This window comes from Streptomyces sp. ISL-87 (assembly GCF_018614095.1).
In the GTDB taxonomy this organism is placed as follows: domain Bacteria; phylum Actinomycetota; class Actinomycetes; order Streptomycetales; family Streptomycetaceae; genus Streptomyces.
Genome location: NZ_JAGGOY010000023.1, coordinates 48,353 through 65,211 on the forward strand (window position 1 = coordinate 48,353; position 16,859 = coordinate 65,211).

The 16,859-nt window shown below is 71.3% G+C and carries 14 protein-coding genes; 6 read left to right on the plus strand and 8 right to left on the minus strand.

Annotated elements, in window-relative coordinates:
• Positions 1-29 precede the first annotated feature (29 nt).
• The 6 genes from J7I97_RS08745 to J7I97_RS08770 form a co-directional block, all read right to left on the minus strand.
• Positions 30-1,217 carry a beta-propeller fold lactonase family protein gene (locus tag J7I97_RS08745; protein ID WP_214932467.1) on the minus strand — a complete coding sequence of 396 codons (1,188 nt, stop codon included), beginning with the start codon at positions 1,215-1,217 and terminating at the stop codon, positions 30-32.
• On the minus strand, positions 1,214-1,978 hold the full coding sequence (locus J7I97_RS08750; RefSeq protein WP_214932469.1) for a polysaccharide deacetylase family protein: 765 nt from the start codon (positions 1,976-1,978) through the stop codon (positions 1,214-1,216). The genes J7I97_RS08745 and J7I97_RS08750 overlap by 4 nt, the downstream gene beginning before the upstream one ends.
• A gap of 419 nt (positions 1,979-2,397) precedes the next feature.
• Entirely contained in the window at positions 2,398-2,901 is a 504-nt protein-coding gene (locus tag J7I97_RS08755) for an ATP-binding protein (RefSeq protein WP_214932471.1), read from the minus strand.
• A gap of 274 nt (positions 2,902-3,175) precedes the next feature.
• On the minus strand, positions 3,176-3,943 hold the full coding sequence (locus J7I97_RS08760) for an enoyl-CoA hydratase/isomerase family protein (protein ID WP_214932473.1): 768 nt from the start codon (positions 3,941-3,943) through the stop codon (positions 3,176-3,178).
• 97 nt (positions 3,944-4,040) lie between these two features.
• Positions 4,041-5,282, minus strand: coding sequence for an Ig-like domain-containing protein (locus J7I97_RS08765; protein ID WP_214932475.1), 1,242 nt, complete (start codon positions 5,280-5,282; stop codon positions 4,041-4,043).
• Positions 5,283-5,433: 151 nt separating this feature from the next.
• Positions 5,434-6,630, minus strand: a complete 1,197-nt coding sequence (locus J7I97_RS08770; protein WP_251050368.1) for an Ig-like domain-containing protein — start codon at positions 6,628-6,630, stop codon at positions 5,434-5,436.
• 207 nt (positions 6,631-6,837) lie between these two features.
• On the opposite strand from J7I97_RS08770, the gene glgX reads away from it, so the two are divergent.
• From glgX to J7I97_RS08785, 3 genes are read left to right on the plus strand one after another with little or no spacing between them, the layout of a single operon-like run.
• Entirely contained in the window at positions 6,838-9,219 is a 2,382-nt protein-coding gene (gene glgX, locus J7I97_RS08775; protein ID WP_374195448.1) for a glycogen debranching protein GlgX, read from the plus strand.
• A 38-nt stretch (positions 9,220-9,257) separates the two neighbouring features.
• Complete coding sequence (locus J7I97_RS08780; RefSeq protein ID WP_214932479.1) at positions 9,258-9,650, plus strand: hypothetical protein; 393 nt, start codon at positions 9,258-9,260, stop codon at positions 9,648-9,650.
• A 44-nt stretch (positions 9,651-9,694) separates the two neighbouring features.
• On the plus strand, positions 9,695-10,432 hold the full coding sequence (locus J7I97_RS08785; protein ID WP_214932481.1) for a CDP-alcohol phosphatidyltransferase family protein: 738 nt from the start codon (positions 9,695-9,697) through the stop codon (positions 10,430-10,432).
• Here the strand turns inward: J7I97_RS08785 and J7I97_RS08790 are convergent.
• Positions 10,413-10,895 carry an adenylyltransferase/cytidyltransferase family protein gene (locus J7I97_RS08790; RefSeq protein WP_251050367.1) on the minus strand — a complete coding sequence of 161 codons (483 nt, stop codon included), beginning with the start codon at positions 10,893-10,895 and terminating at the stop codon, positions 10,413-10,415. The genes J7I97_RS08785 and J7I97_RS08790 overlap by 20 nt on opposite strands.
• Positions 10,896-11,067: 172 nt before the next feature.
• Between J7I97_RS08790 and J7I97_RS08795 the strand changes: the two genes are divergently transcribed.
• The 3 genes from J7I97_RS08795 to J7I97_RS08805 are packed head-to-tail and all read left to right on the plus strand — an operon-like array spanning position 11,068 to position 15,247.
• Positions 11,068-12,273: a glycosyltransferase family 4 protein gene (locus tag J7I97_RS08795; RefSeq protein ID WP_214932548.1), complete on the plus strand. Its 1,206-nt coding sequence runs from the start codon at positions 11,068-11,070 to the stop codon at positions 12,271-12,273.
• Positions 12,270-14,030, plus strand: coding sequence for a lipopolysaccharide biosynthesis protein (locus J7I97_RS08800; protein ID WP_214932485.1), 1,761 nt, complete (start codon positions 12,270-12,272; stop codon positions 14,028-14,030). The genes J7I97_RS08795 and J7I97_RS08800 overlap by 4 nt, the downstream gene beginning before the upstream one ends.
• Entirely contained in the window at positions 14,027-15,247 is a 1,221-nt protein-coding gene (locus J7I97_RS08805; RefSeq protein WP_214932487.1) for a hypothetical protein, read from the plus strand. The genes J7I97_RS08800 and J7I97_RS08805 overlap by 4 nt, the downstream gene beginning before the upstream one ends.
• 50 nt (positions 15,248-15,297) lie before the next feature.
• Here J7I97_RS08805 and J7I97_RS08810 read toward each other — a convergent pair whose 3' ends face one another.
• Complete coding sequence (locus J7I97_RS08810; protein WP_374195449.1) at positions 15,298-16,803, minus strand: hypothetical protein; 1,506 nt, start codon at positions 16,801-16,803, stop codon at positions 15,298-15,300.
• Positions 16,804-16,859 lie beyond the last annotated feature (56 nt).

Below are 16,859 nucleotides of genomic sequence, written 5' to 3' on the forward strand. Positions count from 1 at the left end.
CGACCCGGTGAACCTTGCCGGCCACGGCACTAGCGGAAGATGCCGGTGTGGCCGAGCGAGTAGCGGCCGGGCTGCGGGTAGACGGCGAGGCCGTGCGGGCCGCCGCCCACGTGGATCCGGGCCAGCTGCTTGCCGGTCACCGTGTCGATCGCGTAGACCTCGGAGTTGTAGCGGCCCGACAGCCACAGCACCTGGCCGTCGGCGGAGACCCCGCCCATGTCGGGGCTGCCGCCGTCCGGCAGCTCCCACTTCTTGGTGAGCTTGTTCTGCTTGAAGTCGAAGACGGAGATACTGCCCTCGCCCCGGTTGCTGATGTACATCTCCTTGGAGTCGCGGCTGACGTACAGACCGTGGCAGCCCTTCCCGGTGGGCAGCAGCTTCGGGACGTCGAACTTGTCGCCGCTGAGCACCCACATGCCGTGCGCCATCATGTCCGCGACGTAGAAGGTCTTCCCGTCCGGGGAGATCTTGACGTCCTGCGGCATCGCGCCCTCGAACGGCAGTTTCTGCTGGCCGATGACCTCCATCTTCTCGGTGTCGACCTTGAGGAGCTCGCCGGAGAACTCGCAGCTCACGATGAAGTAGCGGCCGTCCGCCGAGAAGTCCGCGTGATTGACGCCGAAACAGGTCACCGGGACGGTTTTCACCCGGTCCATGGTGTGCGGATCACGGAAGACCAGCTCGCGGTCCATCGAGGCCATCACGATGGCGTACTTGCCGTTGGGCGTGAAGTACAGGTTGTACGGGTCGTGCACCTCGACCGGGTCGCCGGCCTCCCCGGTGGCCGGGTTGACCGGGGTGAGCGTGTGGCCGCGGTTGTTGTTGACCCACAGGGTCTTCATGTCCCAGGACGGGACCACGTGCTGCGGCTGGACGCCGACCGGGATCGTGTCGATGACCTTGTACGTCGCCGGGTCGATGACGGACACCGTGTTGGAGTTGGTGTTCGGCACGTACACGCGCGACGGGAAGTCCTTGACCACCGGGGAGAGTTTGTTCGGCCGGTCGGCCGCATAGACGTCCTTGGGGTCGAGGACCGGCGGCATCCCGGTCAGGCCGGGCGGCGCGGCCGGAACCGCCTTGGGCGGCCGGACCGGCCCCTTGGAGCCGAGCGCCTCGGTCGTGCCCTTGTCGCCGGCTCCGCAGCCGGCCAGGACGGCGAGGACCAGTCCGGCAAACAGCACGGTGGCCTTCCGGGGAAGGCGGTTGGTCGTCATGGGGTCAGCAGCTCCGTGGTGGTCACCGCGCGCAGTTTGCGGCGTGCGAGTTCTTCGAGGAGGGGCGGCATCGCGTCGACCGTGTCCGCGTAGCCGAAGTGCAGGCTCACCACCGATCCGCTGCGGATCGTCCCGGTGACCGTGCGGATGACGGCCGCGGCGCCGGGCGAGGTGAAGTCGAGGGAGTCCACGTCGTACGAGAGGACGTGCGGGTACCCCGCCCGCTGGGCCAGCTGCCGGACGAGCGGGGTCGCGTACCGGGTCTGGGAGGGCCGGAACCAGGTGCCGATCGAGCCGGTGAGCCGCTTGAGCCGCTGGGCGCAGCCGGTGATCTCGGCGTAGGCCTCCTTCTCGGGCATGGTGTTGATCGCGAGGTGGCGCTGGGTGTGGTTGCCGAGTTCGTGGCCGCCGTCGAGGATCCGGCGGGCCATCTCCGGGTGGGCGTCGAGCCAGCTGCCGATGGCCAGTACGGTGACCCGCGCGCCCGCCCGCTCGGCTTCCGCGAGGACGGCCCGGGCGATGGCGGGGTCGCCGTTGCCGTGGAAGGTGAGGGCGACGCGGGGGCGGTCGCGGGGGCCGTTGCCGATCTCGTCGGGCTGTCCGGCGAACCGGCGCGGGGCGGGTGCGATCGCGGGCGCCCGGGCGGGTTCGGCGGGCGCGGGGTCGGTACGGCTGCCCGAGCCACAGGCGGCGGTGAGGGCACCGGCGGCGGCCGCCGCACCGGCGCGGAAGGCGGATCGACGGTCCGGGTAGCAGAGCACCTGCCCATTTAAGGGGGTAATGACCCCAAAGGTAATGATTGACCCAATTTGGGACCTCCGGCGAAGAGCGCCCGGATGGCGGGGTGTTCGCTATATGATCAACGAATTACACTTACCGGTCGATATTTATTCATTGATTACGAGGTGAGTGGCTCATCTCACCTAGGATTTAGGTGGAAACTCTTAGGATATGCACACTTATGTCCAACTTGAGACTTTTGGCAATTGAGCCCTCGTCTGCCATAGTCGGAGCCACGGCTTCCCGTTGACCCGAGCGAAGTCTCCACGCCGAGGATCACACCCCCTTCGATCCTCGGCGTTACCCATGAAACCCCCGCAGCGCCCACCACGGCGACAGGGGGTTTCTGGCGTTTCCGGGCAGGCGCGGTCGGCGAGGGGGGGCTAGGGGGTGTCCGGCACTAGCGGTCCGCGACCCGCATCTCGAACCAGGTGATCTTTCCACGCGGCAGCAGGTCCGCGCCCCAGCGGTCGGACAGCTTGTCGACGAGGAAGAGCCCCCGGCCGGTGGTGTCCAGCTCGTGGACCGGCATCAGACAGGGCAGCCCGCGCGAGGGGTCGCGCACCTCGACCCGTATCCAGCCGTGCCGCCGCAGCATCCGTAAGCCGAAGGAACGGGCGCCCGTGTGGCGCACGGCGTTGCCGACGAGTTCGGAGACGAGCAGGACGGTGTGCTCGGCGATCTGCGGCGAGAGCCCCCAGAGCCGGATCACCACGCAATGGGCCAGCCGGCGCGCGGTACCGGCGGACTCGGGCATGGACGGCAACGTCACTTCCGCCTCAGCCGGGTTCCCGTACAACTCCAGTCCCTTGAGGCCCTGTTCATCCTCAAGAGCCGCCGTGAGCCGTACGGCCGAAGCGCTACTGCGCTGCCGCGACTGTTCCACACCCTCCAGGCCCGCCATGCACCCATCATGGAGGGCCGACACGCCCGTTCGGGCCGTTCCACAGGAAAACGCCCCCCGGAATCAAGCATTCCGAGGGGGCGTCCTGGCATATGCGTAAGGCAACCAGAAAGTCCCGGCGTCACGCTGACCTGCGGTGACACACCGAAAACGAACGATCACCGTGAGTGGATCACCGTTTCCCCTTAAGGTTCCCTTAAGGCCTGGCTAAACCACCCGCAGGAGGACGCGCCGAGTTGATCAGGTCTGCTCATCCGGTCATCCGGTCATCCGGTCACAGGAACTTCGCCTTGCCCGGGCCCTCTTCGACGAAGCTGCGCATGCCGCGCTCGCGGTCCTCGGTGGCGAACAGGCCCGCGAACCAGTTCCGTTCGATGGTCAGCCCGGTGTCGATGTCGGCCTCCAGGCCCGCGTCCACGCACTCCTTGGCGGCGCGGAGCGCGAGCGCCGGCCCCTGGGCCAGCTTGGCGGCCCAGGCGTGCGCCTGTTCGTACACCTCGGCGGCGGGCACCACGCGGTCCACCAGGCCCAGCGTGAGCGCCTCGTCGGCCTTGACCATACGGCCGGTGAAGATCAGGTCCTTGGCCTTGGAGGGGCCGACCAGCCGGGACAGCCGCTGGGTGCCGCCGGCACCCGGAATCAGGCCGAGCAGGATCTCGGGCTGGCCGAGCTTGGCGTTGTCGGCGGCGATCCGGTAGTCGGCGCACAGCGCCAGCTCGCAACCGCCGCCCAGGGCGTAGCCGGTGACGGCGGCGACGACGGGCTTGGGGATCCGGGCCACGGCGGTGAAGGCGTCTTGCAGGCCACGGGACCGGGCGACCATCGCCGCGTGGTCCATCACCTGCATCTCCTTGATGTCCGCGCCGGCCGCGAACACCTTCTCGCCGCCGTAGAGGATGACCGCGCGGACGTCGGCCCGGTCGGTCGCCTCCACCGCGAGCTCGCGCAGCCGGTCCTGGGTGGCGATGTCCAGGGCGTTCATGGGCGGCCGGTCCAGGCGGATGGTGCCGACGCCTTCGGAGACTTCGAGAGAGATGGTCATACGGGGAAGGTTAGCGCCGGTTAACGCGCGGTGGCCCGGTGCTGTGGGTCACACAGCACCGGGCCACCGGACTACGTACCGGCCGAGCGGGGAGGGACTACTTGGTCCACTCCGCCCACGGCATGTTCCAGCCGTTGAGGCCGTTGTCCGGGGCGATCTGCTTGTCCTTGGAGTTCTTCACGATGACCACGTCGCCGATCAGCGACTCGTTGAAGAACCAGGCGGCGGGCTGGTTGCCGTCACCGGCGCCGCGGCTGTCCTTGAGGCCGACGCAGCCGTGGCTGACGTTCTCGGAGCCGAAGGTGCTCGAGGAGGCCCAGTAGTTGCCGTGGACGAAGGTGCCCGAGTTCGACAGGCGCATGGCGTGCGGGACGTCGGAGATGTCGTACTCCCCGCCGAAGCCGACGGTCGCGCCGTTCATCCGGGTCACCTTGTACTTCTCGCTGATGACCATCTGGCCGTTGTACGTGGTGGTGGCGGGGGCACCGGCGGTGATGGGGAGGTTCTTCAGCACCTGCCCGTCACGGACGACCTGCATCTGGTGGGAGCTGGCGTCGACCGTGGAGACCTGGGAGCGCCCGATGGTGAAGCTGAAGGTACGGGTCTGCTTGCCGTAGACGCCGGGACGGCCTTCGACTCCGTCGAGGGCGAGCTTCACGGTGACCTTGGTGCCCGCGGCCCAGTAGTTCTCGGGGCGGAAGTCGAGGCGGTCGTTGCCGAACCAGTGGCCCTCGATCGGCACGGACGGCTCGGCCGTGACCGTGACCGCCTTCTCGACGGCCTCGGGGTTCGTGATGCCCCGGGTGAAGTTGATGGAGACCGGCATGCCCACGCCGACGGTCGAGCCGTCCTCGGGGGTGTAGTGGCCCACGAAGGTGTTCGTCGGGGTGAGAGTGGTGAAGGAGGTGTCCTTGGCGGACTCCCGGCCCGCCTCGTCCTTGGCGACCGCGTGCACCTTGTACTCGGTGGCGGAGGCCAGATGGCGGGCGGGCTCCCAGCTCGCGCCGTCGTCGGCGACCTTGCCCTCGACCTCGTTGCCCTTGGTGTCGGCGACCTTCACCGTGGTGAGCTTGCCGCCGGTGGTGGATATCTTCAGGACGCCGCTGGTGGCGACTTCCTTGGCCCCGTCGTCCGGCTTGACGTTGACAACGGCCTTGGACGCCTCGGTACCGGTCTTGCCGCCGCCTCCGCCACCGCCGTTGTCGCCGCCGCTGCCACCGCTGTTGCCGCCGCCGCTGCACGCGCTGGTGAACAGCAGGGCCGCCCCCAGCAGAAGGGCCGGCAGGCCGGTGCGGGCGCGGCCGCGTATCGGCTGCAGGTTCACTCTTGTTCTCCCCATGTCCCCCGCGCGCGGACAATCGCGCGCTGCCGAAAGGTAACCACATGGGGGGATCGCGAAGAGCCACGGTCATGTCACCATTCCGTCCCAACTGGGACGGTCCCGGGGCGGCTCGGGCGGCCGCCGCTGGGGCGGCCGCCGCGGCCGCCGCTCAGCCGATGGCGGAGCCGGCCACCCAGTCGGCCCAGGACAGGTTCCAGCCGCCCAGACCGTTGTTCGGGGCCACGGTCTTGTCCTGCGAGTTCACGACCTCCACCACATCGCCGACCAGGGTCCGGTCGAAGAACCACCCCGCCGGGGTGTCCGAGCCGCCGCCCTTGTCGTCCCGCAGGCCGATGCAGCCGTGGCTGGTGTTCGTGGAGCCGAAGGTGTCGGGGCTGGCCCAGTAGTTGCCGTGCAGGAACGTCCCGGAGGCGGTGAGCCGCATGGCGTGCGGGACGTCGGGGATGTCGTATTCGCCGCCGAATCCGACGGTCTGACCGTTCATCCGGGTGACGTCGAAGAGCTCCATCACCACCATCTTCCCGTTGTACGTGGTGTTCTTGGGCGCCCCGGCGCTGATCGGCAGGGTGGAGACCAGCTCCCCCTCGCGGCGGACCTCCATGGTGTGCTCGGCCGCGTCCACGGTGGAGACCTGGGAGCGGCCGACCGTGAAGGTGATGGTCTTGTCCTGGATGCCGTACGACCCGGGCGCGCCCTCGATGTCGCGGAGGTTCATCTTCACGGTGACCTTGGTGCCGGACTTCCAGTACTGCCTGGGACGGAAGTCGAGGCGCTCGTCGCCGAACCAGTGGCCGACCACCTCCACGGCCGGGTCGGAGGTGATGCTGATGGCCCGTTCCACGTCGGCGCGGTGCTTGATGGAGCGGTTGAAGTTGAAGGAGACGATCATTCCGGTGCCGACGGTGGAACGGTTCTCGGGCTTGAAGTAGCCGATGAACCGCTCCTCGGGGACATAGGTGGTGAAGGTGGTGTGCCGGGCCTGGCGGCGGTTGTGCCCGTCGAGGGCGACCGCGTCCACGGTGTACTTGGCGGCGAGGGCGAGCCGCCCCGAAGCCGGGTCGGGGCTCCAGCTGAGGCCGTCGGCGGCGATGGCGCCGGGTACCTGCTCCCGCTGGGCGTCCTCCACCTTGGTGACGACGACCCGCTCCAGCCGGCCCTCGGGCACGTTCACGGTCAGCGGCCCCTCGGCCGGGACCCCCTTGGCGTTGTCCTCGGGGGTGATCCGGATGGCCTCGTCCGGCGACCGGGGTTTGCCGGGCAGCTGGATTTCGATCGGGGATCCGCCGTCCTCGGTGCATCCGGCCAGGCCGCCCACCAGGCCCGCCCATGCCGCCACGGCGGCCAAGCCCGCCCCTGCCCGCCTCGTCAGAAGAGTCACGATCCCAACAACGACCGGCCCCCTCCGGGGGAAACGTGAGCGCGGGCCACGTTCCGGGCAGAACAGTCCGGGCAGAACAGTGTGAAGGACCAGACGGGGGCGGGCCCAGGCCGGGACGCCGGGGCCGCACTCTCCCCTCCCCCCGCCGGTACCCAGGAGCCGTGGAGGCGGGCAGTGTCGAGCGCAGCCGAACAAGAGGCGGTGGAAGCCGCCGTGGACGCCGTCGACGCGGTGCGGAGCGGCGATGACGCCGCGCCCGTACCGCAGGTCGACGGGCAGACGAACGGCCAGACGAACGGCCAGACGAATGGCCACACGAACGGCCAGGTGAACGGCCAGGTGAACGGCCGGCCGGGCGGCCAGCCGAAGGGCCAGCCGTTACGGGCCTCCGCGCGCCCGGGGCCACCCGTGTGGCCCGGTTCCTCGCATCCGCTGGGGGCCCGCTTCCACAGCGGCCCGGACGGGACGGCGGGCACCAACTTCGCGCTGTGGGCGCAGGGCGCGGAGTCGGTGGAGCTGTGCCTGTTCGACGAGAGCGGCGCCGAGACCCGCTGCACGCTCACGGAGCTCACGCACGAGATCTGGCACGGCTTCGTGCCGGGCGTGTGCCCCGGGCAGCGGTACGGCTTCCGGGTGCACGGGCGCTGGGACCCGTGGACGGGTGCCCGGCACAATCCGGCGAAGCTGCTGCTCGACCCCTACGCGCGGGCCGTCGACGGCGACTTCACTCTGCCGCCGGAGGTCTACGGGCACGTCCGGGACTGGCCGCAGCAGTACATCGCCGACACCGTGCGCGACGACCGGGACTCCGCCCCGCACGTCCCCAAGGGCGTGGTGGTCCACGATGACGACGACTGGGCGGACGACGTCCGGCCGAAGACGCCGTGGGCCGATTCGGTGATCTACGAGCTGCACGTGCGCGGCTTCACGATGCGCCATCCGGGTATTCCCGAGGAACTGCGCGGCACCTACGCGGGGCTCGCCCACCCGGCGGCGGTCGAGCACCTGACCCGCCTCGGGGTCACGGCGGTCGAGCTGCTGCCGGTGCACCAGTTCGCCCACGAGGACCATCTGCTGCGCCGGGGGCTGCGCAACTACTGGGGCTACAACTCGATCGGCTACTTCGCCCCGCACGCGGGCTATTCGTCGAGCGGTACGGCCGGCCAGCAGGTCGGCGAGTTCAAACGGATGGTCCGGGCCCTGCACGCGGCCGGGATCGAGGTCATCCTCGACGTCGTCTACAACCACACGGCGGAGGCGGGCGAGCTGGGCCCGACGCTGTCCCTGCGCGGGATCGACAACCGGGGCTACTACCGGCTCCAGTCCGACCAGCGCCGGTACGCCGACTACACGGGCTGCGGCAACACCCTGCACGCGGGGCGCCCGCACGTGCTGCGCCTCATCACGGACTCCCTGCGCTACTGGGTGACGGAGATGGGGGTGGACGGCTTCCGCTTCGACCTCGCTGCGGCGCTGGCCCGGTCGATGCACGACGTGGACATGCTGTCGCCGTTCCTCGCGGTGATCGCGCAGGACCCGGTGCTGCGGCGGGTCAAGCTGATCGCGGAGCCGTGGGACGTGGGCTCGGGCGGCTACCAGGTGGGCGCGTTCCCGCCGATGTGGACGGAGTGGAACGACCGCTACCGGGACGCCGTACGGGATTTCTGGCGGGGCGCGCTGCCCGACGTACGGGATCTCGGCTACCGGCTGTCGGGGTCGAGCGACCTGTACGCGTGGGGCGGGCGGCGGCCGTACGCGTCGGTGAACTTCGTGACGGCGCACGACGGATTCACGCTGCGGGACCTGGTCACGTACGAGCGCAAGCACAACGAGGCCAACGGCGAGGCGGGCCGGGACGGGACCAACGACAACCGGTCGTGGAACTGCGGGGTGGAGGGCGAGCCCCCCGAGGGCACGGATCCCCGGATCGGGGTGCTGCGGCGGCGGCAGCTGCGCAACCTGCTGACCACACTGCTGCTGTCGACCGGGGTGCCGATGCTGGTGGCGGGCGACGAGTTCGGCCGCACGCAGGGCGGCAACAACAATGCGTACTGCCAGGACAACGAGACGGGGTGGGTGGACTGGTCGCTGCTGGAGGACCCGTCCTGGCAGCAGCTGTTCGGGCTGGCCCGCCGGCTGATCGCGCTGCGCCAGAGCCATCCGGTGCTGCGCCGGCGGGCGTTCTTCTCGGGGCGGCCGCAGGGCGCGGAGGGGCTGCGGGACCTGGCCTGGTTCACGCCGGCGGGGGCGGAGATGACGGAGCGGGACTGGTACGCCCCGGCCGCCGCGCTGGGCATGTATCTGTCGGGGCGGGACATCCCGGGCCGTGACGAGCGGGGCCGGCAGGTGACGGACGACAGTTTCCTGGCCCTGCTGCACGCCGGGGACCGGCCGGTGGCGTGGATCCTGCCGGGTGAGCCGTGGGCGGCCGGGTACGAGCTGGTGCTGGACACCTCGCGCGAGGACCAGGCCGCGCCTCCCGGCACCCGGCACCGGGGCGGGGAGACGCTGACGGTTCCGGCGCGGTCGGTGCTGCTGCTGAAGGTGGTGGGCTGACTACTGGTCTGGCGGGCTGCCCCGCGCAGGCGCATCGCGTGCGCCGGCCGCTGGTGTGGGTCGCGGTGGCCTCCGCCGCCATCTCCCTGGCCCTGGCCGCGCTCGGCCTGCGCCTGCCGATGCCGATCGCCGCCGCGGCGTACTTCTTGGGCATGGGCGGGGTCGGGCTGCTCAGCCCGCTCTGGGAAACCGAGATCCAGCGCCGGATTCCGCCGCAGGCGCTGGGCCGGGCCGGCTCCTTCGACACCCTGATCTCCTTCGCCGCCCGGCCCCTGGGACTGGCGATGGCCGCGCCGCTGGCGGAAGTGACCGGGACCGCGGCGCCGCTCCTGGTCGCGGCCGTGTTCACCGCCGCGGCGAACCTCTCCGTACTACTGCTTCAGGACGTACGGGCACTTCCCGGGCGGGAGCCCGCATTCGCCCTGCGATGATGTGGCCTTCGTACGTACGAACGCATTCAAGGGGGCTTGTGCGCATGGCCAGTGTCGGGACCGCGCTGCGGGAACTGCGCGGGGCGCAGAAGTCGGCGAAGGGGGTGTCGCTCTACTCGCGGTTCGTCAACCGGCCCGCCGGGCGGTACCTGGCCGCCGGGTCGTACGCGCTCGGGCTCACCCCGAACCAGGTGACGCTGATCAGCGCCGCCTTCAGCTTCGCCGCCGTCGCGGCGGTCGCGCTGGCCGCGCCCTCGTGGGGGCTTGGGGTCGTCGTGTGGGCCGCGCTCGCGGTCGGCTTCGCCTTCGACTCCGCCGACGGGCAGCTGGCCCGGCTCCGCGGGGGCGGCAGTGCGTCGGGCGAGTGGCTCGACCATGTCGTGGACTGCGCCAAGCTGACCGCGCTGCACACCTGCGTACTGATCGCCTTCTACCGGTTCCCCGACGCCTATGGAACAGGAGGGGGCGCGGCCGCCGGCGACGGCTGGCTGCTGGTGCCGCTGGGCTTCCAGTTCGCCGCGGTCGTCACCTTCTTCGGCGGGCTGCTGACCGAGAAGCTCAAGCCCAAGCCCGCGCCGGGGAGCCCCGCCGCCGCGCCCTCGACCTTGCGCGCGGTGGCGTTGCTGCCCGTGGACTACGGGGTGTTCTGCCTGGTGTTCCTGCTGCTCGGCGGCGGGGAGCTGTTCCGCTGGGCGTACGCGGGTCTGGGTGTCGTCGCCGTGCTGTTCCTGCTGGCGTTCCTCACCAAGTGGTTCCGGGAGCTCAGCGCCGTTCCGCGGTGACGGGCTCCGCGAGCGGTTCGGCCAGCGCGTCCAGCGCCCGGCGCAGCTGGGTGCTGGAGGTGTGCACCGTATAGGGGAAGTAGACGACGTCGACGCCGACGGCGTCGAAGTCCCTCTCCAGGCGGTCCCCCTTGGGCGTGCCGCGCCAGTCGTCGCCCTTGAAGATGACGTCGAAGCGGACCTGCTTCCAGGTCTCCACCTTGTCCGGGACCGTCTCGACGAATGCCGCGTCCACGTACTTCACGCTGCGGACGATCTCCAGCCGTTCGACGAGCGGAATCATCGGGCGGCGCCCCTTGGCGAGTTCGGCCATCTCGTCGGAGACCACTCCGGCCACCAGGTAGTCGCACTGACTCCGGGCGTGCCGGAGGATGTTGAGATGTCCGATGTGGAACAGGTCGTAGGCACCGGGCGCGTAGCCGACGCGATACGGCCTGCGCGCGGGCGCGGCAAGGTCGGACAAGTCCCGCTCCGTCATGTGTTACCCCCCAGAAGCCACGCCCCCCGGCGTGGCGGATTAGCAGACAATAGCGTGCACGTTCCGCACCGTGCGGGTGAACGAATAGGGTGACGTGCGCATCATCCTGGGGAGAAGGGGACGTTCAGTGTCCAGATCCGGTCACCGGCGGCTGCTGCTGGTTTCCACCAATTACGCTCCCGAGCACGCGGGGATTGGGCCGTACGCCACCCAGATCGCGGAGCACTGGGCGGATCTCGGCCATGAGACGCACGTGTTGGCGGGTATGCCGCACTACCCGGCCTGGTCGCTGGAGCCGGAGTACAAGGGGGCGCTCCGGCGCACGGAACAGCGCGCGGGGGTCACCGTGCACCGGCGTGCGCACACGGTGCCGCAGCGCCAGACCGCCGTGAAGCGGGCCCTGTTCGAAGGATCGATCCTGCTGCACGGCGCCGTGGCCCCGCCGCGGATGCCGAAGCCCGACGCGATCCTGGCCCAGATGCCCAGCCTGGCCGGCGGGGTGACGGCCGCCCGTCTCGCGGCCCGGTGGAAGGTGCCGTACGTCCCGGTCGTCCAGGACCTGATGGGCGCCGCCGCCGCGCAGAGCGGGATCAGCGGCGGCGACAAGGCCGCCGCGATCGCCGGCCGCGCCGAGGCGTACGCCCTCAAGCGGGCCACCCTGGTCGGGGTCATCCACGAGACGTTCGTCGACCGGGTCGTGGGCATGGGAGTGGACCCGGGGAAGATACGCCTCGTCCCCAACTGGTCCCACGTACCGCTGCCGACTAAGCCGCGCGGTGAGACCCGGCACCACCTCGGCTGGGCCCCCGGCCAGACCGTCGTCCTGCACTCCGGGAACATGGGCCTCAAGCAGGGCCTCGAAGTCCTCGTCGGGGCGGCGCGGCTGGATCCGAGCGTCCGGTTCGTCCTCATGGGCGACGGCAGCCAGCGCGCGGCCCTCGCCGACCTCTCGGCCGACGTACCGAATCTGGACATCATTCCCCCTGCCGCCGACGGCGAGTTCCCGAATATCCTCGCCGCGGCGGACGTCCTCGCGGTCACGCAGCACGCCGCGGTGATGGACATGAGCGTGCCGTCCAAACTCACCTCCTACTTCCAGGCCGGCCGGCCCGTCGTCGCCTCCGTCGCGGCGCAGGGCGGCACCGCCCAGGAGGTGGAGCGGTCGGGCGCGGGGGTGCTCGTACCGCCGGAAGACCCCGGCGCCCTGCTGAAGGCCGTACGGGCCCTGGCCGAGGACCCCGCGGGCGCGGACGAACTGGGAGCGGCCGGACCGCGCCACGTGGCGGCGCACCTGAGCCGTGAGGCGGGCCTGGCCCGCATCGACGCATTGATCGACGAAGCACTTGGGGGGCCCAGGCCGTGATCGAGACGAACCGCCCAGCAGCGGCTCCGGCCGAGGACGAGCCCGATCTCCTCAGAGATCAGTTCCGCCAGCTCCTGCGCTACCGCAGGCTCATCGGAGCCGGTATCGCAGTCGGCCTGCTGGGCGGCGTCTACCTCGGCATCTCCACGGCCGACACCTACGTCGCCACCGCGGACGTCGTGCTGCGCGCGCCCACCGACGACCCGTTCAACCCGAGCCTGGCGCCCGACAAGGCGATCAACATCGGCTCGGAGCGGCAGGTCGCGCTCTCCAGCTCCATAGCCAACGAGGCCGCGAAGAAGCTCGGCGTGTCCGCGGCCGGATTCTCGGCCCTGCGCAGCGGCCTCCAGGTGACCAACCCGCCGCAGACGATGGTGCTCCGCTTCACCTACACGGCGTCCTCCCCCAAGGAGGCCGCCAAGCGCGCCAACGCGATGACCGAGGCGTACCTGCTCAAGCGGCGCGAGGCCCTGGACATCACCCGCGACCAGATGGTCAAGGGCTACAAGGACCAGCGCGACCCGGTCAGCAAGCAACTGGACGAGCTGGCCAAGGAGATCGCCCGGATGCCGGCCGGCGCCACGCGCGACGCGGCCACCTCCTCGAAGACCGACCTGCAGAGCGAAGTCGGCCGCTACAACGGCAACATCACCAAGCTCGAAGCCCTGGACATGACCCCGGGCCGGGTCACCAGCGCCGCCGTCCCGCCCACCTCGCCCGACGGCCCGGGCCTGCCCATGTCGCTCGCGCTCGGCGCGGCCGTGGGCCTGGCGCTCGGCCTGCTGGCCGCCTGGGTCCGGCTCGTCTTCGACCCGGCGCCGCGCTCCGAGGGCGATGTGGCCCGGGCCCTGCGGGCGCCCGTACTGGGCTGCCTGCCGCGGGACAAGACGGGCGGCGGGCCGCTGCTCGCGGCCGGTGAGGAGGACCCGCGGCTCGCCGAGGAGTACCGCTCGGTGGCCTTCCGGCTCGCCTACGACTCCCGCTTCGCCGACCGGCGCCGGCTGCTCGTGGTCGCCCCGCGCGGCAGCAGCGAGACCGCCGCGGCGGTGGCGGTGAACCTGGCCGCGTCCTTCGCGGAGACCGGCAAGGACGTGCTGCTGATCGAGGCCGACCTGCGTACGCCGGTGCTGGCCAGCCAGCTGCCGACCGACGCGGGCGGCCGGCCCCGCTGGAGCCAGATGCCGGGCGGCCCGGCCGCCGGCGGACACCCCGGCCAGCACGGGGACTCCGACTGGCCCGACGGGCGCCAGCTCGTCGTGGACGCCGGGGAGTCGGGCGCCTTCGACCTGATCCCGGGCGAGCGGGTCCGCAACGTCGCCCGCGCGCTGACCTCCCCGCGCGCCACCCGGCTGGTCTCCGAGGCCGACTCCCCCAACTCCACCGTGGTCGTGCTCGCGCCGCCCGTACTCTCCTACGCCGACGCCCTCGCGCTCGTGGACCGGGTCGACGGGGTCCTGGTCGTCTGCGACCCGCGCGCCGTCCACCGCTCCGACCTGTCCCGGATCCGCGAGCTGATCAGCGGCGCCGGCGGCACGGTGCTCGGCGCGGTGCTGCACGCGCCGGTGCCCGGCGAGAAGCGGGGACGCGGCAAGCAGAAGGGCGGCCGGGAGGGCGGCCGGGCCGGAGCCGCCGATGCCCCGGCGCCGAGGCCGCCGGCCCAGCCGCTCCCGCGGGTGGCGGCCGAGCCGGAGCAGCACGTCCCCGGTGACGGCACCGACACCGTCGCCCTGCGTACGGTCCGCACGGGCCGGCGGTGAGCCGGCGCGGCCTCGCGGCGGTCTCCTCGATCCTGGACCAGGCCGCCTCCAGCGCCACGAACATCCTGGTGCTGGTGCTGGCCGCCCGGCTGTCGTCGGCGTCCGGTTTCGCCGACTTCTCGATGGTGTACGTGACGTTCAGCGTGCTCCTGGGCCTGAACATGGCCTACGTCGGCCAGAGCCTGGTACTGGAGAAGGGCGAGCGGCTGGGCTCGGTGTGCCGCTCGGGCCTCGCCTTCACCGGGGCCGCGTCAGCCGTGGCCGGTGCCGTCCTGGTGGTCGTGGGCCTGGTGCTGCCCGGGCCCACGGGGTGGGCGTTCCTCGCCCTGGGCGTCGTACTGCCGCTCGTCCTGCTCCAGGACGGGCTGCGGTACTGCTTCTCCGCGCTGCGCACGCCGGAACGGGCGCTGGCCGCCGACGCGTTGCGGCTGGTGTGTGTGGTCGCGGCGCTGGCGGTCCAGCCGGAAGGGGCCTCGGCGGGGCGGCTGGTGCTGGTGTGGGGTGTCTCCGCGCTGCCGGCGCTGGGCTTGGGGCTGTGGCTGCTGCGGCCGTACGTGGGCGGGGCGCGGGCCGATCTCCGCCCGTACCTGTGGCGCGGGCATCTGGGGCAGCGGTTCGTGGTCGAGTTCGCGGTGGGCAACGGCTCCAGCCAGCTGGCGGTGCTGGGGCTCGGTGTCTTCGCGACGCCGCTCGCCGTTGGCGCCCTGCGCGGTGCGACCACCCTCTTCGGCCCGCTGAACGTGCTGTTCAACTCGGCCACCGCCTTCGGCCCTCCGGTCGTCGGCCGTGCCTCGGGCAAGCGGGGCGTGGTCCGGCTGACGCTGCTGATGGGCGGCGTGCTCGCGGTCCTCGGCGGTGGCTGGGGAGCCGTCCTGTACGCCCTTCCCGACCGGGTCGGGCGTCAACTGCTCGGCGACACCTGGGGGGCGGCGGCCGCGCTGCTGCCGGCCACGGGGGCGCAGTACGCGGTCATGGGCCTCGGCACCTGCGCGCTGCTGACCCTGCGCGTGCTGGCCCCGAAGGCCACGCTGTCCCTCCAGGTCGTCTTCTCACTCCTGTCGGTGGCCCTGCTGCTGGGCGGGTACGCGGTGTGGGGCGTGGCCGGCGCCGCGTACGGCCTGGCGGTGGGCTCCGCCGCGAAGGCGGGCGCGGCCTGGCTCCGAGTGGCCCGCCTGAAGCCGCCGACGCCTGCCACGACCCCGGCCCCGGCCCCCTGACCCGCCGGGCCCGCCGGGCCCGCCGGGCCCGCCGGGCCCGCGGGACACCCCTAGCGGAGGGTGGTGGTGCTGTCCTGGCGGTGGGTCGCGACCAGGGCCAGGCACAGCGCGGCTATCGCCACCCGGCCGGAGGCCTGGAGCAGGGGGCCGCGGAGCAGGATGAAGGAGTAGCCCGCGACCAGGGGGACCACCACCGAGATCAGGCTTCCCGGCGGGGACCGCCGTGTGGCGCGCTTCGCGTAGCGGCGGTCGACGCGGGCGGACGCGTACCCCATGGCCAGCAGCCCCGCGCCCATGCCCAGCGGCCCGAAGTCGATCCACAGCTCCGCCCAGATCGGGGAGGAGAGGTTGGTGTTGACGGTGCCCATCCACTGCCCGACCATCACGCCCGTGTCGCGCGGTTTGCCGGGCCAGGCCGAGCGCGGCACCGCGAAGAAGACGGATCCCGCCAGCTGGCGGCCGTAGAAGTGGCCCGGACCGGAGTCCGAGTAGGTGATGGTGTTCGCGAACATGCCGATCTGGTCGTAGTCCTTGAGGGCCATCGGCTCCAGGAAGGACGTGGTCTCGACCGGCTTGTAGTTCTTCTCGTCGTAGCGGAAGCGGTCCGCGAACGGGAAGACGAGGAGGGCGACGACCACCGCCATCGACAACGCCACCCGGTACATCGCGGCGCTCACCGGGAAGACGGTGAAGAGCAGCGCGAACATGACCGTCAGGAACCAGTAGCGCGGGTTCGAGACGGGGTTGTTGACCACCAGGTTCAGCAGGGCGAGCGCACCCCAGGTGACGATGACCGAGACCTTGCGGCGGGCGAACTTCGAGGTGATCAGCCAGCGCGTGTAGAGCAGCAGCGAGAGCAGCGCCGGGACCGTGCCGAAGCCGCGCAGCAGGGCCTGGCCGGCCTGGCCGTCGCCGTTGGAGACGCCGGCTTCCTCGATGCCGGCGATAATCTCCTGCCGGCTGGAGAAGAACACCGCCGGGCCGCCGAGCTTCATGATGAAGGCCGCACTGCACAGGAAGGCGAGCACGGTGAGCAGTTGGAGGCGGCGCCGGTGTGTCATGACCGGCCGCTCCTCCTTCTGGGAGCCGCCCGCGCGGCCCGCCGGACGGTGCCGGGCGAGCAGCACGCCGACGTCGAACGCCGTGCAGCCGAGCAGGACGAGGCCGATGGCGAGGGTGAGGTCGGAGCGCGGACCGACGACGGGGGTCGGGACCTGGCCGAGGACGGCCTGCGCGAGCGGGGCCACGCCCATCGCCATGTAGACGAACAGCCAGAAGGAGCCCTGGAGCAGTTTGCGGCGGCTGGTCAGGACCATCGCGGAGAGCCGGGCGCCCGCGTACATGGTGAGCAGGAGTTGCAGCCAGAAAGCCGCGTCGTGTTTGCCTGCGCCCGTCTGGACGGCGACGAACAGCGGGAGGAATACGGTGAATCCGAGGGCGAGCGGAACGGACAGCGCGCGGGAGAGCAGGGTGCGCGGGGTGGTGACCCGGCCCCACCGGGTCTCGTCCTCGGCGGGGTGTCGGTTTTTCCCCGGGGCAGTGGCCGGCTTGCGTATGTCCGTTGCCACTGTTGCCCCCACCCCATGTGCGTGATCCGCGCGCAGTCTAATCT

What these genes read in the sequence shown, in the direction of transcription:
- J7I97_RS08760 (WP_214932473.1), bottom strand. Translation starts at nt 3,943, where the DNA reads ATGACCATCTCTCTCGAAGTCTCCGAAGGCGTCGGCACCATCCGCCTG.
- J7I97_RS08765 (WP_214932475.1), bottom strand. Translation starts at nt 5,282, where the DNA reads ATGGGGAGAACAAGAGTGAACCTGCAGCCGATACGCGGCCGCGCCCGC.
- J7I97_RS08745 (WP_214932467.1), bottom strand. Translation starts at nt 1,217, where the DNA reads ATGACGACCAACCGCCTTCCCCGGAAGGCCACCGTGCTGTTTGCCGGA.
- J7I97_RS08755 (WP_214932471.1), bottom strand. Translation starts at nt 2,901, where the DNA reads ATGGCGGGCCTGGAGGGTGTGGAACAGTCGCGGCAGCGCAGTAGCGCT.
- J7I97_RS08785 (WP_214932481.1), top strand. Translation starts at nt 9,695, where the DNA reads ATGGCCAGTGTCGGGACCGCGCTGCGGGAACTGCGCGGGGCGCAGAAG.